This window comes from Acidimicrobiales bacterium, assembly GCA_040219085.1.
Classification (GTDB): Bacteria; Actinomycetota; Acidimicrobiia; order Acidimicrobiales; family JAVJTC01; genus JAVJTC01.
Genome location: JAVJTC010000026.1, coordinates 35984 through 61254 on the forward strand (window position 1 = coordinate 35984; position 25271 = coordinate 61254).

General features: G+C 69.4%; 31 protein-coding genes, 2 tRNA genes and 1 other RNA gene. 17 read left to right on the forward strand and 17 right to left on the reverse strand.

From position 1 onward, the window contains the following. Positions 1 to 41: 41 nt before the first annotated feature. Entirely contained in the window at positions 42 to 932 is an 891-nt protein-coding gene (gene lgt / locus RIE08_10595; GenBank protein ID MEQ8718045.1) for a prolipoprotein diacylglyceryl transferase, read from the forward strand. A 9-nt stretch (positions 933 to 941) separates the two neighbouring features. Here the strand turns inward: lgt and RIE08_10600 are convergent, their stop codons facing one another. Beyond that, positions 942 to 1805, reverse strand: coding sequence for a hypothetical protein (locus RIE08_10600; protein MEQ8718046.1), 864 nt, complete (start codon positions 1803 to 1805; stop codon positions 942 to 944). 152 nt (positions 1806 to 1957) lie between these two features. Continuing rightward, on the reverse strand, positions 1958 to 2419 hold the full coding sequence (locus tag RIE08_10605) for an SRPBCC family protein (GenBank protein ID MEQ8718047.1): 462 nt from the start codon (positions 2417 to 2419) through the stop codon (positions 1958 to 1960). A gap of 122 nt (positions 2420 to 2541) precedes the next feature. On the opposite strand from RIE08_10605, the gene RIE08_10610 reads away from it, so the two are divergent. After that, a complete protein-coding gene (locus tag RIE08_10610; GenBank protein MEQ8718048.1) occupies positions 2542 to 2745 on the forward strand; it encodes a twin-arginine translocase TatA/TatE family subunit in 204 nt (67 codons plus the stop codon). Positions 2746 to 2904: 159 nt separating this feature from the next. On the opposite strand, the gene RIE08_10615 is transcribed toward RIE08_10610, so the two are convergent. Further along, positions 2905 to 2989 (reverse strand) — tRNA-Ser (locus RIE08_10615). An 88-nt stretch (positions 2990 to 3077) separates the two neighbouring features. Between RIE08_10615 and ffs the strand changes: the two genes are divergently transcribed. From ffs to recR, 4 genes are all read left to right on the forward strand, one after another. Further along, positions 3078 to 3176, forward strand: an RNA gene (gene ffs / locus RIE08_10620) — signal recognition particle sRNA small type. 54 nt (positions 3177 to 3230) lie between these two features. Then, on the forward strand, positions 3231 to 5048 hold the full coding sequence (dnaX, locus tag RIE08_10625) for a DNA polymerase III subunit gamma/tau (GenBank protein MEQ8718049.1): 1818 nt from the start codon (positions 3231 to 3233) through the stop codon (positions 5046 to 5048). Between the two features lie 13 nt (positions 5049 to 5061). Beyond that, entirely contained in the window at positions 5062 to 5499 is a 438-nt protein-coding gene (locus RIE08_10630) for a YbaB/EbfC family nucleoid-associated protein (GenBank protein ID MEQ8718050.1), read from the forward strand. Further along, a complete protein-coding gene (gene recR, locus RIE08_10635; GenBank protein MEQ8718051.1) occupies positions 5496 to 6107 on the forward strand; it encodes a recombination mediator RecR in 612 nt (203 codons plus the stop codon). The genes RIE08_10630 and recR overlap by 4 nt, the downstream gene beginning before the upstream one ends. 450 nt (positions 6108 to 6557) lie before the next feature. Here the strand turns inward: recR and RIE08_10640 are convergent, their stop codons facing one another. After that, on the reverse strand, positions 6558 to 7295 hold the full coding sequence (locus RIE08_10640; GenBank protein ID MEQ8718052.1) for a hypothetical protein: 738 nt from the start codon (positions 7293 to 7295) through the stop codon (positions 6558 to 6560). Between the two features lie 82 nt (positions 7296 to 7377). On the opposite strand from RIE08_10640, the gene mce reads away from it, so the two are divergent. Continuing rightward, a complete protein-coding gene (mce, locus tag RIE08_10645) occupies positions 7378 to 7779 on the forward strand; it encodes a methylmalonyl-CoA epimerase (protein MEQ8718053.1) in 402 nt (133 codons plus the stop codon). A gap of 9 nt (positions 7780 to 7788) precedes the next feature. After that, positions 7789 to 8673 (forward strand): 5'-3' exonuclease H3TH domain-containing protein, encoded by an 885-nt coding sequence (locus RIE08_10650; GenBank protein ID MEQ8718054.1) that lies wholly within the window; start codon positions 7789 to 7791, stop codon positions 8671 to 8673. Positions 8674 to 8689: 16 nt separating this feature from the next. On the opposite strand, the gene RIE08_10655 is transcribed toward RIE08_10650, so the two are convergent. Further along, complete coding sequence (locus RIE08_10655; protein ID MEQ8718055.1) at positions 8690 to 9745, reverse strand: ATP-dependent DNA ligase; 1056 nt, start codon at positions 9743 to 9745, stop codon at positions 8690 to 8692. A gap of 1 nt (position 9746) precedes the next feature. Next, complete coding sequence (locus RIE08_10660; protein MEQ8718056.1) at positions 9747 to 10313, reverse strand: TIGR00730 family Rossman fold protein; 567 nt, start codon at positions 10311 to 10313, stop codon at positions 9747 to 9749. Between the two features lie 81 nt (positions 10314 to 10394). Between RIE08_10660 and RIE08_10665 the strand changes: the two genes are divergently transcribed. Both RIE08_10665 and RIE08_10670 read left to right on the forward strand, forming a co-directional pair. Beyond that, entirely contained in the window at positions 10395 to 11951 is a 1557-nt protein-coding gene (locus RIE08_10665) for an acyl-CoA carboxylase subunit beta (protein MEQ8718057.1), read from the forward strand. After that, entirely contained in the window at positions 11948 to 12145 is a 198-nt protein-coding gene (locus tag RIE08_10670) for a hypothetical protein (protein MEQ8718058.1), read from the forward strand. The genes RIE08_10665 and RIE08_10670 overlap by 4 nt, the downstream gene beginning before the upstream one ends. A 13-nt stretch (positions 12146 to 12158) precedes the next feature. Here the strand turns inward: RIE08_10670 and RIE08_10675 are convergent, their stop codons facing one another. After that, positions 12159 to 12926, reverse strand: coding sequence for a diguanylate cyclase (locus RIE08_10675; GenBank protein MEQ8718059.1), 768 nt, complete (start codon positions 12924 to 12926; stop codon positions 12159 to 12161). Between the two features lie 23 nt (positions 12927 to 12949). Next, positions 12950 to 13633: a leucyl/phenylalanyl-tRNA--protein transferase gene (gene aat, locus RIE08_10680; GenBank protein MEQ8718060.1), complete on the reverse strand. Its 684-nt coding sequence runs from the start codon at positions 13631 to 13633 to the stop codon at positions 12950 to 12952. A 53-nt stretch (positions 13634 to 13686) separates the two neighbouring features. On the opposite strand from aat, the gene RIE08_10685 reads away from it, so the two are divergent. Together RIE08_10685 and RIE08_10690 are read left to right on the forward strand one after the other, a co-directional pair. Further along, the gene (locus tag RIE08_10685; GenBank protein MEQ8718061.1) at positions 13687 to 14271 is read left to right on the forward strand and encodes a hypothetical protein; all 585 of its coding nucleotides are present in this window, start codon (positions 13687 to 13689) and stop codon (positions 14269 to 14271) included. Continuing rightward, a complete protein-coding gene (locus RIE08_10690) occupies positions 14268 to 14942 on the forward strand; it encodes a Type 1 glutamine amidotransferase-like domain-containing protein (protein MEQ8718062.1) in 675 nt (224 codons plus the stop codon). Before RIE08_10685 ends, RIE08_10690 begins: the two co-directional genes overlap by 4 nt. Positions 14943 to 14944: 2 nt before the next feature. Here RIE08_10690 and RIE08_10695 read toward each other — a convergent pair whose 3' ends face one another. After that, entirely contained in the window at positions 14945 to 15814 is an 870-nt protein-coding gene (locus RIE08_10695) for a peptidylprolyl isomerase (protein MEQ8718063.1), read from the reverse strand. 85 nt (positions 15815 to 15899) lie between these two features. Between RIE08_10695 and RIE08_10700 the strand changes: the two genes are divergently transcribed. Both RIE08_10700 and RIE08_10705 read left to right on the forward strand, forming a co-directional pair. Continuing rightward, positions 15900 to 17135, forward strand: coding sequence for an aspartate kinase (locus tag RIE08_10700; protein MEQ8718064.1), 1236 nt, complete (start codon positions 15900 to 15902; stop codon positions 17133 to 17135). Between the two features lie 56 nt (positions 17136 to 17191). Then, a complete protein-coding gene (locus RIE08_10705) occupies positions 17192 to 18217 on the forward strand; it encodes an aspartate-semialdehyde dehydrogenase (GenBank protein MEQ8718065.1) in 1026 nt (341 codons plus the stop codon). 10 nt (positions 18218 to 18227) lie between these two features. Here RIE08_10705 and RIE08_10710 read toward each other — a convergent pair whose 3' ends face one another. Genes RIE08_10710 through RIE08_10720 form a run of 3 tightly spaced genes read right to left on the reverse strand, consistent with a single transcriptional unit; the run spans position 18228 to position 19655 of the window. Next, positions 18228 to 18482, reverse strand: coding sequence for a MazG nucleotide pyrophosphohydrolase domain-containing protein (locus RIE08_10710; protein ID MEQ8718066.1), 255 nt, complete (start codon positions 18480 to 18482; stop codon positions 18228 to 18230). Positions 18483 to 18512: 30 nt separating this feature from the next. Continuing rightward, a complete protein-coding gene (locus RIE08_10715) occupies positions 18513 to 18998 on the reverse strand; it encodes an inorganic diphosphatase (GenBank protein ID MEQ8718067.1) in 486 nt (161 codons plus the stop codon). A gap of 9 nt (positions 18999 to 19007) precedes the next feature. Then, the gene (locus RIE08_10720; GenBank protein MEQ8718068.1) at positions 19008 to 19655 is read right to left on the reverse strand and encodes an HAD family phosphatase; all 648 of its coding nucleotides are present in this window, start codon (positions 19653 to 19655) and stop codon (positions 19008 to 19010) included. Between the two features lie 195 nt (positions 19656 to 19850). On the opposite strand from RIE08_10720, the gene RIE08_10725 reads away from it, so the two are divergent. Further along, a complete protein-coding gene (locus RIE08_10725; protein MEQ8718069.1) occupies positions 19851 to 20150 on the forward strand; it encodes a MarR family transcriptional regulator in 300 nt (99 codons plus the stop codon). Positions 20151 to 20256: 106 nt separating this feature from the next. On the opposite strand, the gene RIE08_10730 is transcribed toward RIE08_10725, so the two are convergent. Together RIE08_10730 and RIE08_10735 are read right to left on the reverse strand one after the other, a co-directional pair. After that, positions 20257 to 20331 (reverse strand) — tRNA-Pro (locus tag RIE08_10730). Positions 20332 to 20350: 19 nt separating this feature from the next. Next, entirely contained in the window at positions 20351 to 20755 is a 405-nt protein-coding gene (locus RIE08_10735; protein MEQ8718070.1) for a hypothetical protein, read from the reverse strand. 116 nt (positions 20756 to 20871) lie between these two features. On the opposite strand from RIE08_10735, the gene RIE08_10740 reads away from it, so the two are divergent. Continuing rightward, positions 20872 to 21225 carry an STAS domain-containing protein gene (locus RIE08_10740; GenBank protein MEQ8718071.1) on the forward strand — a complete coding sequence of 118 codons (354 nt, stop codon included), beginning with the start codon at positions 20872 to 20874 and terminating at the stop codon, positions 21223 to 21225. A 12-nt stretch (positions 21226 to 21237) separates the two neighbouring features. Here RIE08_10740 and RIE08_10745 read toward each other — a convergent pair whose 3' ends face one another. Next, positions 21238 to 22299, reverse strand: coding sequence for an ArsA-related P-loop ATPase (locus tag RIE08_10745; protein ID MEQ8718072.1), 1062 nt, complete (start codon positions 22297 to 22299; stop codon positions 21238 to 21240). Further along, positions 22296 to 23237, reverse strand: coding sequence for an ArsA-related P-loop ATPase (locus RIE08_10750; protein ID MEQ8718073.1), 942 nt, complete (start codon positions 23235 to 23237; stop codon positions 22296 to 22298). The genes RIE08_10745 and RIE08_10750 overlap by 4 nt, the downstream gene beginning before the upstream one ends. A gap of 30 nt (positions 23238 to 23267) precedes the next feature. Here RIE08_10750 and RIE08_10755 point away from each other — a divergent pair, with 30 nt between their 5' ends. After that, positions 23268 to 24578, forward strand: a complete 1311-nt coding sequence (locus tag RIE08_10755; protein ID MEQ8718074.1) for an NfeD family protein — start codon at positions 23268 to 23270, stop codon at positions 24576 to 24578. 13 nt (positions 24579 to 24591) lie between these two features. Here the strand turns inward: RIE08_10755 and RIE08_10760 are convergent. After that, a partial coding sequence (locus RIE08_10760) for a hypothetical protein (protein MEQ8718075.1) occupies positions 24592 to 25271 on the reverse strand: 680 nt, incomplete at its 5' end.

Below are 25271 nucleotides of genomic sequence, written 5' to 3' on the forward strand. Positions count from 1 at the left end.
CCGTCGGGGAACAACCCGGCGGTACGCTCGGTTCTCCTCCCGTGACCACCGGCCCCTTCATCATGAACGCATCGCTGCTGGGTTCGATCCCCAGCCCCTCGGACAACGGAATCGAGATCGGCCCGCTGAATCTGCGCGCCTACGGAATCCTCATCGCGCTGGGGGTCATCGCAGCGGTCTGGTTGCTCGGACGGCGACTCGAGCAACGGGGCGGGGACCCCGAATGGGCATCGCGGGTGGCCGTCTACGCGGTACCTGCGGGTCTCGTGGGGGCGCGTGCCTATCACGTGTTCACGAGCTGGGACCGGTTCTCGGGTAACTGGGGCGAGGCATTCGAGATCTGGAACGGTGGCCTCGGTATCCCGGGCGGCGTCGTCGGGGGCGTTCTCGGCGGCCTGTATGTGATGAGGCGCGACGGGATCCCCGTGGCGGCGTTCTTCGACGCGGCCGCGCCGGCGCTGCCTCTCGCCCAGGCGATCGGGCGCCTCGGCAACTGGTTCAACCAGGAGCTCTACGGAAAGCCGACGGACCTTCCGTGGGGTCTCGAGATCGATCCGGAGAACCGGGTGAGCGGTTTCGAGGCCGACGAGACCTTTCACCCCACATTTCTCTACGAGGCGCTCTGGAACGTCGCGCTGGTCGGGTTCCTGCTGTGGTTGGACCGGCGCGGCGTCCTGCGTCCCGGTCGTCTGTTCGCCGTCTACGTCCTCGGCTATGCGACCGGGCGGATCTGGATCGAGGCGATCCGTATCGACACGTCCGAGGAACTTCTCGGCGTCCGCTGGAACGTGTGGCTGATGGGCGGACTGATCCTGGGGGCCATCGCGTTCCTCGTCTGGAGCCGACTCTCGGCTCCGGCACCCGCCGCCCCTGACAGCTGGGCGGGCGGCGATTCAGTCGAGGAGATCGAGGCGTCCGAGAGCGGAGACTGAAGCCCGGGGTCAGGGGCAGATCCCGGCGGTTACCGAGTTGCCGTTGAACGCGAGGGCCCGCTCACCGCCGCCACATGCCGTGGCGTCCGACACTCCTGTGGCGAACGCGAGGTTCGCGTTCCCGTTGCCCGCCTGAGCGAGGCTCTGGTCGATGGCGATGGCCCGATTGGAGTCCCCGAGACCGGTCGACGCGCTGCTCTGCCCGATGGCTTTCGCATAGGCGTATGCCCCGTCCGCTGTCGCGACGGAGCCGTCCCGTGCGTACGCGGTCGGCGCCGTGCCGTTGCTCTGTGCCGCAGATGTGACAGCGGCGTCGGCCACGGCGCGAGTTCCGGTCGCCGAGGCGGCGCTGTCGTCGAGCGCCGATGCTCGGGACCGCACCCCGTCGGCCGATGCGACCGAAGCGTCCTGCGCTGTGGCGGTCGTCCCGGTTCCCGCTGCGACGGCGCTGCTTCCCGCGTCCGCGGTGGCCGTCGTGCCCTGACCGGAGGTCGCCGCCGACGAGGTGTTCGTCGCCGTGGCGCGGGTGGCGTTGCCGCCGGCGGTGGAGTCCGAGCTGTTCTCGGCTCTGGCGCGGTTGAGAACTCCGACCGCGATCGCCTGGGAGTTGTCGACGGCCGTGGCCTGGCTGAAGTATCCGGATGCGGTGGCCGTCGAGCTCTGGTGGGCGATGGCGACGTTCCCCCACCCGCCGGTCGCTTCGGCCACGGAGCCGTCGCCGGTGGCGACGGCGCGATTACCACGGGTGCTGATGCAGGTGGCGTTGCCGGACTGTTCCTCGAGGACACCGTTGACGCTGCGACACGAGTGGTCCACGGCGCCGGCGGGCGCCGCGGTGGCGAACGTCCACGTCGCTGCCAGAACGGCGAGCATTGCAAGAGTCGAAACGCTTCTTCTACCCGTCAGCATCATCTTCCACCCTCCCGACTTCGGATACACGATGTATAGCACCGGATGTCGGCGGCCGTCCCGGCCCTTCGCCGATCGCGGGGCCGGTCGGGAGTCGCTTCGACTTCCACGGCAGCTCAGCCCTCGACGTGGGCTCGCAGGTTCTCGAGTGTCGTGCGGATGCCGACCTTCGTCCGCTCGACGATCTCGGCGTAGTCCGACTCGGTGAGTCCTTCCAGGGGCGGTGGGAGTCGCTGGACGTCCCAGGCCTCGGTGACGGTGGTGACGCCGGCCGTCTCGTCGAAGCGCCAGGTCCAACGCACGCAGCCGCCGAGTTGGGGACGGGTCACCCATTCGAAGACGACGCCGGGTTCCGCCTCGGTGACCTTGCAGGGGACCGACCACTCGTGCCCGTCCTGTCGGTTCAACCCGGTGAACTCGTCGCCCACGGCGCCGGTCGCTCCATCGTCCCAGTGGACCTCGGCGTTCTGGGGACTCCAGGAACCCATGTGTTCGAGACCCGCGACCAGTCGGTAGAGCTCGTCAGCCGGCGCGGCGATCTCGATGAAGTCGGAGTGGTGCATTCCGTGGACGGTCACCGGAGAAATCTAGCGGCGATCGGGCGCGGTGTCGGCAGGCCGCCGATGTCACCGGTGGCAGGGAAGGGGCTCATGTTCCCGACTGGTCAGCATCCGTCCGCTGCCGCGCCTACCGTCGTGGCATGAATCTCGGATCGGGTGAGCTCATCATCATTCTGCTCGTCGTTCTCCTGGTCTTCGGCGGGGCGAAGCTCCCACAGCTCGCCCGCTCGCTGGGTCAGGCGAAGGTCGAGTTCGAGAAGGGGTCCGTCGAGTCCGACACCCCCTCGACGAGGGCCGAGCCGGCCCCGGACCGGACCACCGGTTCGGATTCCGACTCCGCCTGAGAAGTCGGAACCACCGCAACCACGAGGGGCGCGTCACAGGGTTGCAACAGTGAATTGCCGCTCCGCGCACGGCCGTACCTGATTCGCCATGACGTTGGCGCGATCTGCGTGTCGCGCCGCCTGCGGGCGGTGGGCGCCAGCCCGTTCGACGGGACCGAGCGGAGGGAGGGGGATTCGAACCCCCGGTGACCGAAGCCACACACGCACTCCAGGCGTGCCGAATCGTCCGCTCTCGCATCCCTCCGGACCCGTCGACACGAGGCAAGCCGCGTGGTGACGGAGACGGCCGACAGGGTATCCTCTGAATCCGAGTGCCCGTTCTGGAATGTGACGGTCGGGCCCTGCGCAGCTGAGGCCCGTGAACCGAGTCAGGGCCGGGAGGCAGCAGCTCTCAGCGGAACCCTCGGGGTGCCGCAGATCGCCTGGCCGTCACTTTCGAGGACGGGCACCCCCGCGTCCGGGCTCGCGAGCCTAGAGTGCGAAAGATGGCGCACCAGTCGCTGTACCGCCGCTACCGCCCGGGCACCTTCGCCGACGTCGTCGGCCAGGATCACGTCATCGCGGCCCTGCGCAACGCCGTACGGGACGGCCGGGTCGGCCACGCCTATCTCTTCTCGGGTCCGCGCGGGACCGGCAAGACCTCCACGGCGAGAATCCTCGCCAAGGCGCTCAACTGCGAGAATCCCGTCGACGGGGACCCGGACGGCACCTGCGCGTCGTGCGTGGCCATCACCGCCGGGACCTCCTATGACCTCCACGAGCTCGACGCGGCGTCCAACAACAAGGTCGACGACATCCGCGATCTGATCGCCAAGGTGGCGCTGGGCTCGCCCGGGCGGATGAAGGTCTACATCCTCGACGAGGTCCACATGCTCAGCGGCGGCGCGGAGAACGCGTTGTTGAAGACGCTCGAGGAACCGCCGGACCACGTCGTGTTCGTGCTGGCGACGACCGAACCCCACAAGGTCGTCCCGACCATCCGAAGCCGCACGCAGCACCTCCGGTTCGAGCTGCTCGGTTCCGACCTGTTGGAGGCTCACGTCAGGGCAGTCGCCGACGATGCCGGACTGGGTGTGACCGACGCCGACGTCGCCTATGTCCTGCGGGCCGGCGGCGGCTCGGTGCGCGACACGCTCTCGGCGCTCGACGAGGTGGTCGCCTCCGGTGGCGCCCCCGACGACATCGAAGCCATCGAGGAGGTCGTCGACGCCATAGCCGGAGCTGACACGGGCCGGGCCCTCGCCGGCGTACAGGCCGCGCTCGTCGCCGGCCGTGACCCGCGCGTCATCGCAGAACAGTGCATGAGCCGTCTGCGCGACGCCTTCCTCGTCGAGATGGGCGGGATCGTCGACCACGTCTCCGAAGCGGAACTCACCCGGGCGAGGTCCCGCGCCGAAGCACTGGGCGCGCCCGGCCTGACCAGGGCACTCGAGACGCTCGGAACCGCCGCCGTGGACATGCGCCAGGCCCCCGATCCCCGGGTGGACATCGAACTCGCCCTCGTGCGCCTGACGCGCCCGCAGATGAGCGGCGACCTCGCCGGTCTGACCGCCCGGGTGGAACGTCTCGAAGCCGGTTCGCCACCGGCCGGCTCCCCGCCGGCTGCATCTCCGAAGAACGACGCCGTACCTCCGGCTGAGGACGCCGCCCCACCCGCTCCGTCGCCCGACAGCGGCAGGCGCCTCCGTCCTGCCGATGCCGCACGTGCCCGTCTGGGCGCGAAGGCGCCCGCGCCACCTCCCACGGAGGAGCGGCCCGCCGCGCCGCCCGAGCCCGCGCCCGAACCCGAACCGGCGCCGCCTCCGGCGACGTCGTCAGAGTCCGCTGCGGCTGCGGATGTGCACCCGCAACCAGCTCAGCCGATGTCCGCCGCTGCCGCCGCCGAGGGACGACCGACGCGCGACGACGTGGCCCTCGCCTGGGGTGACGTCGTGCTGCCGTCGCTCCCACCGAAGGTTCGTTCGCGCTTCGCCGGTGGGCGGTTCCTCCCCGACGACGGGGACACGATCGTCTTCGGGTTGCCGAACGCGATCCACCGGGACCGGTGCGAGGATGTGCGGGCCGACGTCGACGAGGCTCTCGCCGCCCACTTCGGTCAGGCGGTCCCGCTGCGCCTCGAGGTGGACGACGGGTCGACGCCCCGACCGGGTTCACCGGACGGACCGTCCCCTGACGACGACGGCGATGATGACAACATCGACGTCGCGGATCTCGTGGATGCGCCGGCGGCTGAGCGCAGCGGCCTCGAGACGTTGACGAAGACCTTCCCCGGGGCCGAGATCCTCGACCCCGACGAGACCTGAACCGGAGAATGCGATGAGCGACAGCCACGACCCCCGCGGGATGCCCGGCTTCGACATGGAGGCGCTGTTGCACACAGCGCAGCAGATGGGCGAGCAGATGATGGCGGCTCAGGCGGCAGCGGCGGCGGCCGAGTTCGAGGGGCACGCCGGCGGTGGTGCGGTGAAGATCACGGTGACCGGCGGCATGGACTTCACGTCGGTCTCCATCGATCCCTCCGTCGTGGATCCTGACGACGTCGAGATGCTCGAGGACCTGGTCCTCGCGGCGCTGCACGATGCCGTCGGCAGGGCTTCGGCGGCCGACGAGGGTCCCGACCTCGGCGGGATGGATCTCGGCGCCCTCATGGGCGGCCTCGGCGGTGGGCTTCCGGGTGGGCTGGGCGCCCTCGGCGGCCTCGGTGCCATGCCGGGCGCGATCGACATCGGCGGGGACGACGAGGAAGAGGAATGATCGGGGTCTACACCCCACCGGTCCAGGAACTCATCGACCAACTCGGCCGTCTTCCCGGCATCGGTCCCAAGTCCGCACAGCGGCTCGCCTTCCACCTGCTGAGAGTGCCCGCCGCAGACGCAGAGCGCCTGGCCGAGGCGATTCTCGAGGCGCGTCGCCTGGTGAGGTTCTGCGACGAGTGCTTCAACTTCGCGTCCGCCGCACGCTGTGAGATCTGCGAGGACCCCCGTCGCGACGCATCGCTCGTGTGTGTCGTCGAAGATGCGCGCGACATCGTCGCGGTCGAACGGACCAACGAGTACCGCGGTCGCTACCACGTCCTCGGCGGCGCCATGAACCCCATCGAGGGGATCGGCCCCGAGCAACTCCACGTCGCCGAACTGTTGGAGCGGATCGGCGCGGGCGGCATCGAAGAGGTCATCGTGTGCACGAACCCGAACATCGAGGGTGAGGCGACGGCGATGTACATCGCCCGGTTGCTGACTCCGCTGGGGGTGACGGTTTCCCGACTCGCCAGCGGGCTACCCGTCGGCGGCGACCTCGAGTACGCCGACGAGTTGACGTTGGGTCGGGCTCTCGAAGGCCGACGCACCCTCGACGCCGGCTGAACTCCCGTCATACGCGGAACGGCCGGGCTCCGAAGAGCCCGGCCGAACCGTGGAGAGGGAACTCAGGGGTGCCGCTCCGAGCCGTCGGGCGCGGGCGAACAGTCCGGCGTCAGCGGAACGGCACCCCTACGTCCTCGACGGAGGGTGGAGGGGAGGTTCGTGGCAAATGCGAAACCCGTGTCCGGCTCCGACCGCGGCGGGCCGTCGCTGCGACCTCTGTGCCGTCGGTCTTCACTGGACGAATCCCCCCGTCGTGAACGTTGCGGTCATGTTACATCGTCAGGGCCAGCGGTGCAAGCGCGTGGCGGCCGAGGCGCGCCCTGGGCGTGTTCGGGCGCCGGTCGGCCCGACGTGGGTACACGGAGAGTGTTCGGTACAACGCGCGCAGTGCCCAGGTGTCACAGGTTCGTAACACGACGTGGGGCGCCGGCGAACACCCGGCGCGCGGGTTCAGCCCCAGTTGTCCCGGTCGGTGCCCTCGTCGGGCCTGCTCGCGCCGGCGAACACCCCGGCGGCCTCGCGCACCTCTGCGAGCACGCCATCGGCGTCGTCGCCGGGTCGCTGCGAAGCGTCGGAGGGACGGTCGGCCTCGAATGCCTCGAGGGTGAGTCGCACGTCTTCGAGCGCAGTGCGCAGGCGACTCTCGAGGGCAGACTCCACGGCGGTGGCCCGGTCGCGGGCCTCGGCCGCCTCGGTGAGGATGGTCTCGACCCGGCTCCGGGCGCGGGTCTCGGCCTCACCCCTCACGAGTTCCGCGTAGGCGTCGGCCTCGCTGCGTGTGCGACGCGAGTACTCATCGGCCTCCCCACGCGCAGTGCGGACGTACTCGTCAGTTTCGGAGCGCATCCGCTGGGCGTCGGCCAGGGATTCGTCGGTGATCTCGGCGGCCTGCATCTCGGCCGACTGCAGGACGGCCGCCACCCGCGAGCCGAGTCGGGCGAAGTCGTCGTCGGGTTCGGGCGTTGCCGCAGGCGCCGGGGCTTCAGCGGCCTCACCTGCCGCCTGCTGGGCCTCGGCTGCGCGGCGCTCGGCGGTCTGGGCCTCGACGCGCGCCTTCTGCAGCTCCGCCTCGGAGCGCGCGACGCTCTCGGCGACGGTGCGCAGGAACGTCTTGACCTGATCCCGGTCGAAGCCCTTGCGGACCACGTCGAAGTCCTTGGCGATGATCTCTTCGGAATTCGCGGGCACTGCCCACCTCCACACGCGCTGACACCTTCATCAACACATCGGCGCCTCGGCGCCGGGAGTGAGGGTCTGGAATGATCTCGTCATGATTCTCACGGAGATCGATCACGTCGCCATCGCCGTCGCGGACCTCGACGCCGCCGTCGACTACTACCGGCGGGCCTTCGGCGCAGAGGTCCATCATCGGGAGGTCGTCGACAGTGACGGCGTCGAGGAGGCGCTCGTCAAGGTCGCCGACTCCTACATCCAGCTCACCGCGGCCACCCGCGAGGACTCGCCCATCGCGAAGTTCATCGAGCGCAAGGGTGAAGGTCTGCATCACGTCGGCTACAGGGTGGACGACTGTGCCGCTGCGCTCGACGCGATGGTCGCGGCAGGAGCTCGTGCGATCGACGAGAAACCGCGCCCCGGCTCGCGTGGGACCACCGTGGCGTTCATCCACCCCAAGGGATCATTCGGGACGCTCATCGAACTCGTCGAGGAGTAGAGGGCGTCGATGGAGGTCCACCTCGTCGACGGAACGTACGAGCTGTTCCGCTACTTCTTCGCCCTCCCGTCACACGTCGACGGTTCGGGTCGCGAGGTCGCGGCCACCAGAGGCGTCCTCGGCAGCATCGCCGGTCTCGTGGAGTCGGGTGCCACCCACGTCGGTGTGGCCACGGACCACGTCATCGAGTCCTTCCGCAACGACCTCTACCCGGGCTACAAGAACGGCGAGGGCATCGACCCGCAGCTGCGTTCACAGTTCGCCCTCCTCGAGACGGTCCTCGCCGCCGCGGGATTCACGGTGTGGGCGATGGTCGAGCACGAAGCCGATGACGCTCTCGCGTCGGCGGCGGCCGTCGCCTCGGCGGACAGCCGCGTGAGGAGGGCTGTCATCTGCACGCCCGACAAGGATCTCGGCCAGTGCGTGACCCGTGACGGGCGCGTGGTGCAACTCGACCGTCGCAGGGACCTGCTGATCGACCACGACGGTGTCGTCGACAAGTTCGGCGTGGAGCCCGGATCCATCGCCGACTATCTCGGACTCGTCGGCGACAGCGCCGACGGATTCCCCGGCCTGCCGGGGTGGGGCGCGAAGTCCGCGTCCACCGTCCTCGCCCGGTACGGCCACATCGAGGACATCCCGACGGATGCGGCGGACTGGGACGTGAAGGTGAGAGGTGCCCAGAAGCTCGCGACGACTCTCGCCGCCGACCTGGCCGACGCGTTGCTGTTCCGTCGCATCGCCACCGTCGAGCGCGACGTCGAGGTCGGGACGGTTGACGACTGGCGTTGGGACGGACCGAGCCCCGACATCGACGCCGTGTGTGCCGACATCGACGCGCCGGATCTGGCCGTGCGCCTGCGCCGGCTCGCGGGCGGGCGCAGCGAGGGCTGACGGAGCCGGGGACGACTCAGGGTTCGAAGACGTCGCGCAGCGGCATGGGGGTCGGCTCCTCGAGCTGGTCGAAGCTGCATGACGCCGGGTCACGGTCCGGGCGCCAGCGCACGAAGCGTGTCGTCGCGCGGAAGCGACCTCCGAGCGTCGATCCGTACTTCACTTCGCAGACCAGCTCGGGGCGGACCGCCGTCCACGACTGATCGCGACCCGCGTTCCACCGGTTGGGTGTGCCGGATCCGGCCCACGCCGCCCACGGGTGACCGTCCGGGTCGTCCATGGTCACCGAGGAGAGCTCCTCGAGAAGCTCCGTGCGTCGCTTCGTCGTGAAGCTGGCGGCCACACCCATGTGGGACAGCGACCCGTCCCGGGCGTAGAGGCCGAGTAGCAGCGACCCGACGCCGCGCCGGTCCTTGTGGATCCTGTACCCGGCGACCACGACGTCCGCAGTGCGGGTGTGCTTGAGCTTGAACTGGGTGCGGCGGTCCTCGACGTAGGGATCTCCGGGCGGCTTCGCGATCAGACCGTCGAGCCCCGCCCCCTCGAACCGAACGAACCACTCGGCGGCCACGGTGCGGTCCCCGGTTGTCGGCGTGAGGCGCACGTCCGGCCCGAAGGCGGGGGCCATGGTCTCGAGTACGGCGCGGCGCTCGCTGAACGGCCGCGCACGCAGGTCCACCTCTCCCGCGGCGAGGACGTCGAAGGCGACGAAGGCCGCCGGCGTCGTCTCGGCGAGCATCGTGATCCGGGACTCCGCCGGGTGGATCCGCTGCTGCAGTGCGGCGAAGTCGAGGTGGTCGCCGGAGGCGACGATCAGCTCACCGTCGACGACGCAACGCGCCGGCAGGTGTTCGCGCAGCAGCGAGACGACCTCGGGGAAGTACCGGGTGAGCGGCCGCTCGTTGCGGCTGCCGAGTTCGATGTCGTCGTCGTGGCGGAATGCGATACAGCGGAATCCGTCCCACTTCGGTTCGAACACGAGCTCGCGGCCCCCGAGGGCCTCGAAGCCGTCCACCGCCTTGGCGAGCATCGGCTTGACCGGCGGCTTCACCGGGAGGTCGCCGACCCCCACGTCAGTGGATGACGGATCCGGCCGCGAACGCCAACGCGGCGTCCGGGTCCGTCGCGTAGCCGATCAGATCTCGCCACCGTGGCTTGACGAAGCCGCTCGCCACGGTCTGGTCGAGGAACTGCGCGAGTGGTCGCCAGTAGTCGCCGACGTCGAGCATCACGAGCGGCTTCGGATCGGAGCCGTGCAGCCGGAGCGGGTTCCACGTGGCCGCCTCGAAGAGCTCCTCGAGAGTTCCCAGCCCTCCCGGTAGCGCGATGAAGCCGCTCGCCAGGGCGTACATGCGCTCCTTGCGCCGGTGCATCGTGTCGACGACGATCAACTCCGTGAGGCGCTCGTGGCCGATCTCGCGCTCCATCAGGTTCCCCGGAATGACGCCGATGACCTCGCCACCGGCAGCCATCGCCGCATCGGCGACCGTGCCCATCAGCCCGACCGACGCGCCGCCGTAGACGAGACCCAGTCCCTGTTCGGCGAGGCGGGTGCCCAGTTCCCGTGCGAGGTCCTCGAACCGGGGGTCTGCGCCGCTCGCCGATCCGCAGAAGACGCACACTCGAGTGGGGTCCGACATGGCGCGGACTGTAGTCCCGCGGGCGGGGTCACGGCGCCCGCTTTCCGGACTCCCGCCGTCGACCCTGTAGCATCGCCGCCGATGGCCGAACGATCGATGGACGAACGACTGGCCGACCTCCTCGACCGCAGGGAGCAGGCGCTCCATGCCGGTTCGGAACGGGCGGTCCAGCGCCAGCACGACAAGGGCAAGATGCTCGCGCGTGAGCGGATCGAGTATCTGCTCGACGAGGGCTCTTTCCACGAGCTCGACATGTTGGCGCGCCACCGCGCCCATGAGAGTGGGATCGAGGAGCGCCCCTACACGGACGGTGTGATCACCGGTTGGGGGACTATCGACGGCCGCAAGGTCTTCCTGTTCTCCCAGGACTTCACCGTCTTCGGCGGCGCACTCGGCGAGGTCTTCGCGGAGAAGATCCACAAGGTGATGGACCTCGCCCTGTCGGTCGGGGCCCCGATGATCGGTCTCAACGACGGCGCCGGCGCCCGCATCCAGGAGGGCGTCGTCTCGCTGGACTCCTACGGCGGGATCTTCTTCCGCAACGTCCAGTCGTCGGGGGTCATCCCCCAGATCAGCGTGATCCTGGGCCCGTGCGCCGGCGGAGCCGTCTACAGCCCCGCCATGACCGACTTCATCTTCATGGTGCGCGAGAGCTCACACATGTTCATCACCGGCCCCGACGTGGTCAAGACCGTCACGGGCGAGGAGGTGACTCTCGAGGAACTGGGTGGTGCCAACAGCCACGCGACCAAGTCCGGCGTCGCCACCTTCGTCGGTGACAGCGAGACCGACGTCCTGGACTCGGTGAAGGAACTGGTCGGCTACCTCCCGGCCAACAACCTCGAGGATCCGCCGGCCTACGCCGCGGGCGACGACCCGACGCGCTCGTGCCCGGAGCTGCGGGACCTGATGCCCGCGTCGCCGAACCAGCCCTACGACATGAAGTCCGTCATCGCGTCGGTCGTCGACGACGGTGACTTCCTCGAGTACTTCGCGAGCTGGGCGCAGAACATCGTGTGTGGGTTCGGCCGCCTCGACGGCCGCACCGTCGGCATCGTCGGCAACCAGCCGATGGTCCTCGCCGGTGTCCTCGACATCGAGTCGTCGTCCAAGGCGGCCCGGTTCGTGCGCGCGTGTGACGCTTTCAACGTCCCGCTACTCACTTTCGTCGACGTACCCGGGTTCCTGCCCGGGGTGGATCAGGAGTACGGCGGCATCATCCGTCACGGGGCCAAGTTGCTCTACGCCTACTGCGAGGCGACCGTCCCGCGGATCCAGGTCATCACGCGCAAGGCCTACGGCGGGGCGTACGTCGTCATGGACTCCAAGTCCGTCGGCTCGGACCTCTGCTACGCGTGGCCCTCCGCTGAGCTCGCCGTCATGGGACCCCAGGGTGCCGTCGAGATCATCAACCGGCGTGAGTTGGCCGCAGCCGAGGATCCGGTCGCCAAGCGGGCCGAGCTCATCGACCAGTACATCGAACGCTATGCCCACCCCTACATCGCCGCTGAGCGGGGCTACATCGACGATGTGATCGATCCGGCCGAGACGCGCCGGAAGGTCATCGCCGGTTTCGAGCTCCTCCGCTCCAAGCGCGAGGAGCTTCCGAAGCGCAAGCACGGCGTGATGCCGCTGTGAGCCTCGAGATCCGCCCGGTCCCGACGCCCGAAGAGGCGGCGGCCATCGTGGCGGCGGCCCAGGCGACGTGGCTGTCGGCCGGTGGGACCGGTGAGGACTCCGACGAATCCGCCGGCAACGCCCGCCGGTGGCGCTTCTCGGGCCGCTGGTGGCGCGAGCCTGCGCCGCTACGGCGCCAGCGGCCTCGTCTGTAGCAGCCGGGACTCCCTAACCGATTCGGGCAGCGACTTCGATGCGGCTCTGTTTCCACTCGCGGGCCCGGGCGAGGGCGTCGCGGGCGGTTGCGGCCAGTTCGTCGCTGTCGGTCGCATGGGCCGGATAGGTCGCGACGCCGGCCCACACGGTGGCCCCCGGCAACTGCTCGGTGACGTTGCGTCGGACCCGTTCGAGGGTCCACACGGCGCCGTCTTCGGGAGTGTCCTCGAGTAGGAGACCGAATCGCCCGTCGTCGAGGCGACACGAGGTGTCGGCGTCACGCAGTGTCTCGTCGAGGATCGCGGCGATGCGTTCGGCCGACGGCTCGGGCGCTTCGGGCGAGTCGGCGTCCCGTCCCACGTGGACGATGCAGTAGGCGAGAGGGCGCAGGTGTCGCCGGGCGTTGTGGACCCGGCCGACGAGGGCAGCTCTCAGGTACGTCTCGTTGAGAAGACCGGAGTCGGTATCGGTGATAGCGCCGCCCCCTCCGGCGGCAGCGACCGCGGCCTCGTGCACCGTCTTGTGCAGTTCGGTCTCGACGGAGTTCTGGGCGACGACCGCCTGCTCGAGCTCGGCGAGTCGTGTGTAGGCACGTCGATGGGTTGAGCGCAGTGCCCACGTGGCGACGATCGCTCCGAAACAGATCGCGGCGATCACCCCGCCGGCCGCCAGCGGACGCATCACCCGGTCGTCGGCCTCGCCGACGGCGCCCACGATGAGCGCGCCGACGCCGACGGCGGCCCAGATGAAGACGATGATCCGTTCGGCGCTCGTGGACATGGGGCTCCCCCGGTCGGTTGCGGTCACGATCCCCCGGAGTCATCGGCAGGTCCCAGCTGGACCTGTGGTGATTCGACTGCGATCCGCAGACGCCGAAGATACTCGCGTCGGGGGACCTCGGTTGCGCCCAGTGTCTCCAGGTGGGGTGTCCACCACTGCACGTCGAGCAGGAGGCCACCGCCGAGCCGGAATGCCTCGACCAGGGACACCAGGGCGACCTTCGACGCGTCGGTCGTCGTGTGGAACATGGACTCGCCGGCGAAGAGGCCGCCGATGGCGACTCCGTAGAGGCCGCCGACGAGGTGGCCGGTGTCGTCCCACACCTCGACGCTGTGCGCCCAGCCGAGGTGGTGCAGGTGGGCATAGGCGTCCACGAAGCCGGGTGTGATCCACCCACCGGGCCGGGGCGTGGTGGCGCACGCGGTCACGACCGCGGTGAAGTCCTCGTCGAAGGTGGTGGCGAGGCGCCGCGTCGAGCGCCGCAGCGACCGTGACACCCGTAGGGCGTCGGGTTCGATGATGCCCCTCGGGTCAGGTGACCACCAGCCGAGGCGGCCGTCACCTATCGGCATCGGGAAGATCCCGCTGCGGTAGGCCTGCAGGAGGGTCCCGGGGGCGAGGTCCGCTCCGACGGCGACGAGACCGTCGGGGTCGCCCTCGCCGGGGTGTGGGAACAACCACGGTGACGGTGGGGGTTCGACCGGCACGGATCCGACGCTATCGGTCTCGGTGGGCCCGCGGGGGCGGCTAGGTTGCCGGCGTGGCGAAGCGTCTCACGTTCCCCCCGGCTCCGGCTCGCCGGAATGCGCTTCCACTCGCAGTGCGCAGGCTCGTGCGGGCCCGGGTCGGGCGGTCGCTGCTCGTCGCCCAGGGTCGGATCGTGGATCTGGGCGGCGACCTCTCATCGGTCGCGGACTATCCGCCCGACGTTCGCGGATCCGTGACCGTGCTCGGGGCGAACCCGGGCCGTCTCGCGTCCGAGATCGAGGGTTTGGCTCCGTTCGACACGGTCGTGTCGATGGGGCGACTCGCGTTCGACGCGGACCCCGATGCGCTGATCGGCGCCATCGCCGCGGGCCTCTCTCCCGACGGCCGGCTCGTCTTCGTCGAGCCCGACCCGGGACCGGGCACCGCCGGCCGTGGAGCATCCCGCCTGTGGTCGCTGGCGGGTGTCGACGTGGGGACGGATCTGACGCGTCGGCTCTGGGCCGGGGGGATGTCGGTGCTGCGCGTCCGGCGCTTCAGCGTCCCGACGCTCGTCCTGCCGCTGCGGGACTGGGTGTGGGGAACGGCACGACCCGCGAGAGACTCTCCAACACACTCGACAGGAGATGAGGCTCGATGACCACGCTGGGACCGCTCGCTCTCGTCGGCGGCGAGGAGTTCACCGACGGGTGCGACTTCGACGCCGACATCGCCACGGCCGCCGGGGCCGATGCCGTCGTGATCGTGCCGTCGGCCGCCGCGTATCTCGACCGTGGCCGCCACCTGGACCGTGCACGGTCGCGTCTCGCGGCCGTCGGCCTCGAGTCCGTCGTGCTCGATGTGTGGGACCGTCAGGGAGCCAAGGACCCCGGTGTGGCCGCTCAGTTGCGGGCGGCGCGCATGGTCTACGTCCTCGACGGTGCGGCGATGCACCTGCGCTCGGTGCTGCACGAGACCGACTCGCTCGAGGCGATCGTCGAGGCGTGGCGCGGCGGGGCGGCCCTCGTCGCCTCGGGTGCCGGTGCCGACGTGCTCTGTGACGCGATGGTCGACTCCCGTGGGGGTGCCTTCACGGTCGGGTTGGGTGTTCTCACCGGGCTGTCGGTGATCCCGCATCACAACCGCTGGTCGCGCGACAAGATCCGCCGCACGATCCGCCTCGCCTCCGCGGACATGACGATCGCGGGCATCGAGGACCGGACGGTGCTCGCCCACATCGACGGTGAGTGGGTCGTGCGCGGTGTCGGTTCGGTGCAGGTCTACAGGGCGGGCACGCCGGCGTCGCTCGCCGACCTTCCCTCGCCTGTGTGAGCTCAGCTCTCGGCGGGGCTTCCGGCTCCGTCGGGCGTCGTGATCGTGACGGACTCGACGACGACGTCGGGGTCGGGGCTGCCTCCGAGGCCGCTGTCGTCGTCGACCTGAGTGGCGAGGACGTCCACGAGGATGTCGAGACCCTCGGTGACCTCCCCGAAGACCGTCCAGGCTCCCTGGGCGTCGAGCAGCGCCGCGTTCTCGTCGACGGTGAAGAACCACTGGCCGCCTGCCGTGTCGGGCCCACGGTTCGCCATGGCGATCTGCCCGGCTTCGTACGTGAAGCCGGCGCCCTCGTCGCGGATCGTGTAGCCGGGACCGGGATCTGCGGCCGAGTTCGTGGTGGGGGCGCCGCCCTGGAGGATGCCGATGCTGTCGTCCGCCCGGTGGACGAGGGTGTCGTCGTAGTAGCCGTAGCGGGCGAGGTTCACGAAGTTGTTGACCGTGCCGGGTGTGTCGGCGGCGGTCAGTTCCACGACGATGTCGCCGGCGGTGGTCGCGAACGTCGCCACGTAGGTCTCGGTGGGGTCGATGCACAGTGCCGGGGCGTCGTCGAAGGTGGTGACGGGTTCGTCGACGCCGTCGACGGGAGCGCACTCACCCTCGCCGTAGTCGCTGTCCACGAAAGGCTCGAGGACGAGTTCCGGCGGTGCGGTGGTCGTCGTGGTGCTGGTGTCGCCGCCGACGAGGCTGTCGTCGGAGTCGTCGCCTCCGAGGGTGACGAACAAGACGATGATGATGGCGGCGATGGCGGCGAGAACGCCCACCCGGATGATCGTCTTGCGCTGCTTGGCGCGCGCTTCAGCGGCCTGCTTCTCGGCGAGTCTCTCCTGTCGGCCCTGCTTCTGGCGCTCACGCTTGTCGGTACCCATGCGCAGGCAAGCTACCGCCCGCGGGGCGGTCCGCGATAGCGGTGCCGTCGGGGCCGGCCACAACGCGGCGATAGCGTGAGCGCCCGTGGCTCTGCTCGTACAGAAATTCGGCGGCACCTCCGTCGCGGACCCGGATCGCATCCGGGAGGTCGCGCGTCAGGTCGCGGCGGCCCGTAAGCGCGGCGACCAGATCGTTCTGGTCGTGTCGGCGATGGGCAAGGAGACCGACGAGCTCCTGCGGGTGGCGCACGCCGTCTCGAGCACCAGGCCCGGTCGTGAGATGGACATGTTGATCACCACCGGCGAGCGCAAGGCCTGTGCTCTCGTCTGCATGGCGCTGGCAGATTTGGGCGTACCGGCCGATTCGTTCACCGGCAGCCAGGCCGGTTTCATCACCGACGGCATCCACCAGAACGCCCGTATCCGTGAGATCCGGCCGGACCGTATCCGTGAGGCCGTCGCGGCCGGGCGCGTCCCGGTCGTCGCCGGTTCGCAGGGCGTGTCGGTGGACAGGGACGTGACGTTCCTGGGTCGGGGCGGTTCCGACACCACTGCGGTTGCTCTCGCCCAGGTCCTCGACGCGGACGCGTGTGAGCTCTACACCGACGTGTCTGGTGTGTTCACGACGGATCCCCGCGTCGTGCCCGACGCCCGCAAGATGTCACGGGTCACCTTCGACGAGCTGTTGGAAATGACCGCCACCGGTTGCCCCAAGCCCGCGATGCGTTCCGTCGAGGTCGCACGCGCCTACGGGGTCACGCTCCACGTCCGTTCCGCGTTCACCTGGGAACGGGGCACCATCGTCTCCGAGGAGGATTCGTCCATGGAGAAGGCCATCATCCGCGCGGTCACCCACGAGGTCGACCAGGCAAAGGTCACCATCAGCGGCGTCCCGGACCAGCCGGGCGTCGCTGCCAACGTGTTCCGCACGCTCGCGGACGTCGACGTCAACGTCGACATGATCGTTCAGAACGTGTCGGATCAGGGGGTGACCGACATCTCGTTCACCGTCCCGCGCGGCCAGATCGACGCCGTGACCGCCGCTGCGGCCGGCCTCGTGGAGGCGATCGGTGCCAAGGACACCTCCTTCGACGAGACGATCGCCCTCGTGTCTCTCATCGGCGCCGGCATGAAGACCAACCCGGGCGTCGCCGCCAAGATGTTCGAGACCCTCGCCGACGCCGGTATCAACCTCGAGATGATCTCGACCTCGCCGATCCGGATCAGTTGCGTCGTGGACGAGTCCGACGCGGAACGGTCGATCCAGCTGCTGCACGCCGCCTTCGAACTCCATCTCGCCCCCGAGGACCGGTCGGTGTGACCTGAGCGGTTCGATGACCCCTGGGGCGCTCCGACGGTGGCCGGTAGCCTCGAAGCATGGACATCGGAATCGTTGGAGCAACCGGCCAGGTCGGCGGCGTCATGAGGTCGATCCTCGCCGAGCGTGAGTTCCCCGTCGGCCGGATCCGTTTCTTTGCGTCAGCCCGTTCGGCGGGCACGACACTGCCATGGGCCGGGGCGGAGGTGACGGTCGAGGACGCGTCGACAGCTGACTACGGCGATCTCGACGTGGTTCTGTTCTCCGCCGGTGGCGGGACCTCCCGGGAGTTGGCCGAGAAGGTCGCCGCGGACGGGGCGATCGTGGTCGACAACTCCTCGGCCTGGCGCATGGACCCCGACGTCCCGCTCGTGGTCCCCGAGGTGAACGAGGCCGCGCTGGCACACATCCCCAAGGGGATCGTCGCCAATCCCAACTGCACGACGATGGTGGCCATGCCGGTCCTCGACCCCCTCGCACGTGAGGCCGGCCTCACCTCGTTGGTGGTCTCGACCTACCAGGCCACCTCCGGAGCCGGCCTGGCCGGGGTGCGTGAACTCGACGAGCAGTTGCACAAGACCATCGACGGTGCCCTCGCGCTCACCCACGACGGTCGCGCCGTGGAGTTCCCGCCGGGCGACAAGTTCGTCGAACCGATCGCCCACAACGTGATCCCGTTCTGCGGGAGCCTGCTCGACGACGGCTCGGACGAGACCGACGAGGAGCGCAAGCTCCGCAACGAGAGCCGCAAGATCCTGGGCCTGCCCGACCTCGAGGTGTCCGCCACGTGCGTGCGGGTTCCCGTCTTCACCGGCCACTCGCTCGCGATCAACGCGTCGTTCGAGCGTGAACTCAGCGCGGCGCGCGCCACCGAGTTGCTGACGGGCCTACCCGGGGTCGTCCTGACCGACGTCCCCACGCCGCTCAAGGCGGCCGGCGTGGACGCCACCTACGTCGGCAGGATCCGCCGGGATCCGACGGTGCCCAACGGTCTGGCGCTGTTCCTGTCAGGGGACAACCTCCGAAAGGGCGCCGCGCTCAACGCGGTCCAGATCGCCGAGGCACTGCTCGCCCGCCGTTCGTAGAGCGGGGATCTCAGAGCGGCGGGTCGGTGACGTAGCGGTCGGCCGCGTCCTCGAGCGAGAGGTTCAGTTGGTTCGCGAGCGACGCGAGCCACGCGAAGACGTCGCCCAGTTCGTGGAGCTGTTGAGCGGTCGTGCCCTTCCTCACCGCCTGGGCGAGCTCACCGAGTTCCTCGGCCAGCCAGGCAACGGTGGCGGGTATCCCGCGCTCGCGGTCGGCGTCGCCATAGAGGTTCTCCATCAGGTCCTGGAACTCGCCGATCTGCATCGCGGGGACCGTAGTCGCGGCGGTGGGGCGTCAGTGATGCTCGTCGTGGCGGCGGCGGGACTCCTCGACCACACGCTCCGCGGACTCCCGGCCCTCCCAGTCGCGCACCTCGGTGGTCTTGTCGGGCTCCAGCGCCTTGTAGATCTCGAAGAAATGGCGGATCTCAGCCATCAGGTGGTCGGGCACGTCGGAAAGGTCCCGCCATTCGTCCCAGCGCGGGTCGCCGGCGGGCACCGCGAGGATCTTCGCGTCGGGCCCGGCCTCGTCACGCATCCACATCACGCCGATGGGGCGGGCGCCGATGACGCATCCCGGGAACGTCGGCTCCTCGAGGAGGACGAGCACGTCCAACGGGTCGCCGTCCTCGGCGAGGGTGTCGGGCACGAAGCCGTAGTCGGCGGGGTAGCGCGTGGCGGTGAACAGGTGTCGGTCGAGGCGGATCTGGCCCGTCTCGTGGTCGACCTCGTACTTGTTGCGCGAGCCCTTGGGGATTTCGACGATGACGTCAATCTGCACGGCTAGAGCCTAGAGGCCGAGGATCGGGCCGATGTCGTCAGCGGCGGTGACGACCCCCAGGGTGGCTGCGTGCAGTGCACCCGTGCCGGTCCGGGCCGCGAAGCCGATGCAGTCCATGCCGGCCCGTCGGGCGGCCTCGACGCCCGCCGGGCTGTCCTCGATGACGATGCACGCGGCGGGGTCGACAGCCATCGACGCGGCCGCATGTAGGAAAAGGTCGGGTTCGGGCTTTCCGTGCGCGACGTCGTCCGCGCTGAACGTGAGGTCTGCGAAGAGGTCTGTCAGGCCGACGAGGGCGTGGGTGAGTCGGATCTTGTCGTGGCCGCCGGAGGACGCGACGCAGTAGGCGATGCCGGCTCCGGCTACGGCTTCGACCACATCGCGCATCCCGGGTACCACCGTCAATGACGTCGTGAAGAGATCGTGGAGGCGGTCGGTATAGCTCCCTTCGAAGTCGATCGGGAGCGTGATCCCGTCCTCGGTCTCGACGATGTGACGAACCGCAGGCAGGGATCGACCGAGGAATCTGCTCATCGAGCCTTCGACGGTCGTCGGCACGCCGAGCTCGGTGAGAACCGTCGCCATGACCGAGTTGGACAACGGCTCGCTGTCCACCAGGACGCCGTCGTTGTCGAAGATCACGAGTTCAGGCGGCACCGCGGACAGTCTGGCCGAACGCCGGTCGAACGGGGGTCGGCGGGCGGGTTAACGAAAGGTGAACTCAACAGGGGTAGCGAAACGTGTCTCCGTCGTCCGACGGGGGTAGTGTCCGTGAAGTCCGTTTATCCGTAGCGAGCAAGTTTCACTTACATGACATGTGGGTGGAATCAATCCTCTACCAATGGGGTACCAATGAGCACCGAAACCGACGAGTCGCCCCGCTGGACGTTTCTCACCAACCACGGCCACGTGCTGTTGGCGATCGCGACCAACCCGAATCTGCGGCTGCGAGACATCGCTTCTCTCGTCGGCATCACCGAACGCACGGCGATGGGAATCATCACCGATCTCGAGGCCGCGGGCTACATCGAGCGTGAGAAGGTCGGCCGGCGCAACCACTACCACCTCAAGACCGACGTGCCGATGCGCCACCCCCTCGAGGCCCACCACATGGTCGGCGACCTCCTCGGGGCGCTCGAACACCGCGCCTAGGTTTCGCAGCGTCGTCGTTCCGCGCCTGCGGGACGTCCGGTCACCTGAACGGCCACGTGAACGTGGTGCTTGCCAGGGGTCATGCGTCGGATTGCAAGGGTGGCTGTCGGGCTGCCGGGATTTGAACCCGGGACCTCTTCGTCCCGAACGAAGCGCGCTAGCCAAACTGCGCCACAGCCCGTGATGTGCGAACTCGGATGCTATCGGGCGGGCGCCGCGACCGGTTCACTCCAGGTGCCGCCGTCGAGCAGGGCCTGAGCGGCCCGGCCGATGCGGAACGAGTCCACGGGCTTGATCATGTACCCGTCCGCCTTCGCCTCCCGGGTGATGAAGACGTCGGCCTCACGGTCCAGGAGCAGCAGGATCCGCTGATCCGGCAGACGTCCCGCCCCGGACTCGAGTCGCAGATCCAGGCACGTCGCGATACCGCCCATGGACCCGATCTGGAGATCGAGGATGACGAGGTCGGGCTGGATCACGGCGACGGTCCGCCGGACGTCGCGGCCGGCGCGGACACGGTGCACGGTTGTGTCACCGTCGGCGAGCGCGGCGGCGACCTCGTCGAAGATCCAGTCGGCGTCGGTGGCGAGCAACACGTCGGTCACGGGCCGCAACGGTACCGCACCGTCCGGGATGGACACGAGACGAACCCCGGCCTCGGGCGGCCGGGCCGCCGGTCCCGGGCGCTAGCATCGCCAGCGACGAGAACCCGGAGGATGCTGTGCTCGACATCACCATCGACGAGAACGACGACGGCGACTACGTCGTGTGCCGTCCCGCCGGGGAGCTCGACGCGTACACCGTCGGCCAGTTCCGCGAGACGCTGAGTGAACTGTCCACGCGGCCGCGCCTGGTCATCGACCTGTCCGACGTGCCGTTCATGGACTCCGCCGGCCTCGGTGCGCTGATCGGCGGTATCCGACGTGTCCGTGAGGCCGAGGGACGGGTTTCCGTCGCCTGCTCGCGCCCGGCGCTCACCCGCCTCCTGCACACCACCGGCTTCGACCGGATCGTCCCGGTGACGGAGTCACTCGAGGAAGCGGTCGCCCGCCTCGACGAGACGCCCGACCTCTGATCGGACGCGGGCTCAGTGCCCGCTTTCGATCATCCGCGCGATCGCGGCCACTCCCGACACGTCGTGGACGTCGCCTTCGAGCATCGTGAGCCTGACCACGTCGGCATCGATGTCACGCGCCAACTCGTCGACGAGCGACCGTTCCAGTGCCGCGACCTCCTTGAGGTGCGCCAGCGCCTTCAGGGCGGCGGCGGTCGGCATGTCCGCTTCTGAAGCGAGTGCCCGCAGCGCCGCTGGGTCTCGCGACGGCGGATCTGGCCGCATCTGGTTGACGAAGACCGTGTGGACCTGTCGTCGATCTGCGACGAGCTGATCGCGGATCGTGCGTGCCTCGGTCAAGGTGTCGAGGCGCGGGCGGGTGACGCAGGCGTAGGCCACGCGGTCGCTGACCAGGAGCGCCTCGATCGCTCCGGCGCGTTCCTCGAGGCCGGCTCGCAGACCAGCGAGTGCCTCGAAGAAGATCCGCAGGTCCTCCACGACCGACGCCCCGATGATCCGACCGACCGCCTTCAAGCCGGTGCTGATCGCCGCCCGCCGGATCCGCGACATCGTGCCTGTGCCAGACCCCATTCCCCGACTCGCGAGCTCGATCATCAGCCGTGGGGCGGCGAGGATGGAAAGGGCGTCGCGGGCCGGCGGCGTGTCGATCACGATCAGATCCCACTCGCCGCGGCCGTGCAGCTCGTGGAGGACCTCCGTCACGGCGTGCTCAGTGGCGCCGGGAGCCACGTCGAGAAGGTTCTGGTAGTACCGGTTCGCCAGGATCTTGGCAGCGGTCGCCGGGTCCGGCGAATGGCGACGGACCGCGGCGTCGAGTGCCTGGCGTCGGTCCAGCATCAGGGCGTCGAGTCGCCCGTCCCACTCGCCGGTGACCTCGACCGGCTCGCTGCCCAGTTCGACGCCGAGGGCTCCCGCGAGCCGCCGGGCGGGGTCCACGGTGACCACCAGGGCGCGACGTCCCGCGAACGCGCTCTGCAACGCGAGCGCCGAGGCGACCGTGGTCTTGCCGACCCCACCGGTCCCGAGACAGAGGACCACCTCGTGGTCGACGAGGGCCCGCTCCCGCCGTGTCATCGGGCGGTGAGCGCGGCGACTCCGTCGCGCAGGCGGTCGACGAGGGTCTGCAGCGCCTCGTCGTCGAGTCCGACCGAGGGCATCAGCGGCAGCTCGATCCGTGGAAGGGGGAGTTCTTCGCGCAGCCGCGACAGTTCCCGCTCTTCGAGGCGGTGGCGCGCCCGGGTGAATGCGACGGCCTCAACGAGTGAGGCCACCTCCTGGGACGAGAGGCCGAGGTCGGCCGGTGCCTGCCATGTCTCGGGATCGGGCAGCCCCTCTGGAGCGCCCTCGACCGCGTTCACGACGACCGGACCCAGCTTCACGCCGATCTCGTCCTCGAGTTCGTACGCGGTCTCGATCAGTTCGTTCACCGGTGATTCCGCCGCAAGCGTCACGAGCGTGATCTGGCACCGGCTCGGGTCGGTGAGCATCGCCTGGGCCAGCTCCGCCTGTGAGCGCAACTCCCCGCTCTCGATGGTCTCGAGAGTGGCGGTGGGGGCGCGCAGGAACAGCGAGGCGTTGCCCGTGGCGGGGGCGTCGACGACGATCAGGTCGAGGTCGGTCCGCTCCGAGAGCTTCCGGATCTTCGCAAGCAGGAGCAGGCTGCTGAGCCCCGGGGACCAGGACCGCAGCAGACGGGCGAGCTCCTCGCGGCGCTCGATCTGGCGGCCGACCTCCTCGGCGCGGCGCTTGGCCACCTGCTCCTGGATCACCATCGCCGGCGTCAGCTGCATCACCTCGACATGGCCGCCCTCGCGGACGATCCGGCCGATGTCCGGATCGATGCCCACGCCTTCCGAGGTCTCGGCCCGGCCTGCGATCGCGACGAGCAGACATCGCAGTCCCGCCTCGGCTGCCGCGGCGGAGAGCACGACGGATACGGTTGTCTTGCCGACGCCACCCTTGCCGGCGACGACGACAACCTTCGAGCTCCTGAAGAAGTCCGTCAGATCCATCCGTTCGCCCCGACGAGGCCGATTCGCCCCGTGACGACCCGCAGACTATCGCTCATCCTGCTGCTCGCAGGTCTGCTCGCGACCCTCTTCAGCGGCCTGGCGACGCCTGCCGCTGCCCAGGACGGCGACCCTGTGGACACCGATGCCGGCGTGGCCATCGTCGCCCAGGTCAGTGGCCTGCTCGATCCTGTCCTCGCCGACTTCGTCTCGGATGCAATCAGCGACGCCGAGGACCAGGGTGCGCTGGTACTCGTCCTCCAGGTGAACTCGACGGGAGCCGTCGTCTCCCCCGAACGCCTCGCCGAACTGGCGACGCAGATAACGGACTCCGAGGTTCCCGTCACGGCATGGGTCGGTCCGAGTGGTTCCCGCGCCACCGGTGAGGTCGCCCAGCTCATCGGAGTGACCGAACGGATCGGCGTCGCTCCGGGATCGCGTATCGGCAACCTCGGCGACCAGGTTCTCGACCCGACGGAGTTCGCCACGGTCTGGGACGACGGTGGCGATCTTCTCCGTGACCGCACGATCGGCCACACCGAGGCGCTCGAGGCCGGCATCACCGAGTTCCCGGCCCCGGTGCTGGGCGATTTCCTCGTGGAGCTCGGCAACTACGGCTTCGAGGTCCGCACGATCGACGAGGGCGACGAGCTCCGCCGCGAGCCGGTCACGCAGGTCCGCTTCATCCGGCTCGATCTGTTCGAACAGTTGTTGCACACCGTGGCGAGCCCGCCGGTCGCCTATCTGCTCTTCGCCACCGGCCTGTCGCTGTTGCTGTTCGAGTTCTTCACGGCCGGGGTCGGCATCGCCGGTGTCGTGGGGGCCGGTTCGTTCGCCTTCGCCTGCTACGGCTTGGCGGTCCTACCGACGAACAACTGGGCGATCGGCGTTCTCGTGTTCTCGTTCTTCGGCTTCGCGGTCGACGTCCAGACGGGTGTTCCGCGCGCGTGGACCGTCATCGGGACAGCCGCGTTCATCGCCGGGACGCTGACTCTCTACGACGGCGTGTCGATGTCGTGGATACCGATGCTCGTCGGGGTCCTCGGCGTGGTGGTCGGCATGGTGAGCGGCATGCCCGCCATGGTGCGGACCCGGTTCTCGACGCCGACGATCGGTCGCGAGTGGATGATCGGCGAGCTGGGTGAAGCGGTCGAGGACGTCGACCCCGACGGCGTGGTGTCGGTTCGTGACTCGCTGTGGCGGGCGAGGACCAACCGGGCGACGCCGATCGCGCAGGGAGAGCCCGTGCGGGTCGTCATGATCGACGGGCTCTGGCTCGAGGTGGAGCCCGAGACCGGCGCCGCGCGGGACTACCGCGACCGGTCCCGCCGCAACGGGTCCTGAGTTCCCGTCCCGGTCAGGCGATCGCCGCGAGCGCGTCGAGCGCCGCTTCGGCCATGTTCACGGCTGCGCCCTGGTCGAAACCGCTCTCACCGATGGTGACCGCGACGCCGACCGTCCATCCGTTCGGTGAGAGTGCCACGATGACGCCTTCTTCGAGAACGGCCGGCACGCTGAGCCCGCCGAACGGGTCGGCGAACTCCTTGGCGGCCTCGTACTCGCTGGCGTCGGGGGAGTAGAAGACCGCAACGGCCGTGTCGATGCCCTTCAGCCAGAAGCAGTCGACGTAGTCCGCCTCGGCGGTGTGCAGCGCCTGACCACCGCCGTTGATGATCGAACTCGCGGTCGAGGCGAGCGGGTCGCAGAGGGTTCGCGTGGATGCGCCGGCAGGGACCGGACCACCTCCGGTCGTGCCGCCGCCTGTGGTCCCGCCGGTGGTGCCGCCGCCGGTGGTGCCGCCGCCTGTGGTCCCGCCTGTGGTGCCGCCGCCTGTGGTCCCGCCTGTGGTGCCGCCGCCGGTGGTGTCGCCACCCGTGGTCCCGCCTGTGGTGTCGCCGCCGGTGGTGTCGCCATCGGTGTCACTGCCGCCGGTGGTGTCGCCACCCGTGGTCCCGCCGGTGGTGTCGCCACCCGTGGTCCCGCCGGTGGTGTCGCCACCCGTGGTCCCGCCGGTGGTGTCGCCATCGGTGTCACTGC

Coding starts and splice junctions, on each gene's coding strand:
- RIE08_10600 (MEQ8718046.1), bottom strand. CDS start 1,805: ATGCTCGCCGTTCTGGCAGCGACGTGGACGTTCGCCACCGCGGCGCCC.
- RIE08_10610 (MEQ8718048.1), top strand. CDS start 2,542: ATGAATCTCGGATCGGGTGAGCTCATCATCATTCTGCTCGTCGTTCTC.
- dnaX (MEQ8718049.1), top strand. CDS start 3,231: ATGGCGCACCAGTCGCTGTACCGCCGCTACCGCCCGGGCACCTTCGCC.
- RIE08_10630 (MEQ8718050.1), top strand. CDS start 5,062: ATGAGCGACAGCCACGACCCCCGCGGGATGCCCGGCTTCGACATGGAG.
- recR (MEQ8718051.1), top strand. CDS start 5,496: ATGATCGGGGTCTACACCCCACCGGTCCAGGAACTCATCGACCAACTC.
- mce (MEQ8718053.1), top strand. CDS start 7,378: ATGATTCTCACGGAGATCGATCACGTCGCCATCGCCGTCGCGGACCTC.
- RIE08_10650 (MEQ8718054.1), top strand. CDS start 7,789: ATGGAGGTCCACCTCGTCGACGGAACGTACGAGCTGTTCCGCTACTTC.
- RIE08_10660 (MEQ8718056.1), bottom strand. CDS start 10,313: ATGTCGGACCCCACTCGAGTGTGCGTCTTCTGCGGATCGGCGAGCGGC.
- RIE08_10665 (MEQ8718057.1), top strand. CDS start 10,395: ATGGCCGAACGATCGATGGACGAACGACTGGCCGACCTCCTCGACCGC.
- RIE08_10675 (MEQ8718059.1), bottom strand. CDS start 12,926: ATGTCCACGAGCGCCGAACGGATCATCGTCTTCATCTGGGCCGCCGTC.
- RIE08_10690 (MEQ8718062.1), top strand. CDS start 14,268: ATGACCACGCTGGGACCGCTCGCTCTCGTCGGCGGCGAGGAGTTCACC.
- RIE08_10695 (MEQ8718063.1), bottom strand. CDS start 15,814: ATGGGTACCGACAAGCGTGAGCGCCAGAAGCAGGGCCGACAGGAGAGA.
- RIE08_10705 (MEQ8718065.1), top strand. CDS start 17,192: ATGGACATCGGAATCGTTGGAGCAACCGGCCAGGTCGGCGGCGTCATG.
- RIE08_10710 (MEQ8718066.1), bottom strand. CDS start 18,482: ATGCAGATCGGCGAGTTCCAGGACCTGATGGAGAACCTCTATGGCGAC.
- RIE08_10725 (MEQ8718069.1), top strand. CDS start 19,851: ATGAGCACCGAAACCGACGAGTCGCCCCGCTGGACGTTTCTCACCAAC.
- RIE08_10745 (MEQ8718072.1), bottom strand. CDS start 22,299: ATGACACGGCGGGAGCGGGCCCTCGTCGACCACGAGGTGGTCCTCTGT.
- RIE08_10750 (MEQ8718073.1), bottom strand. CDS start 23,237: ATGGATCTGACGGACTTCTTCAGGAGCTCGAAGGTTGTCGTCGTCGCC.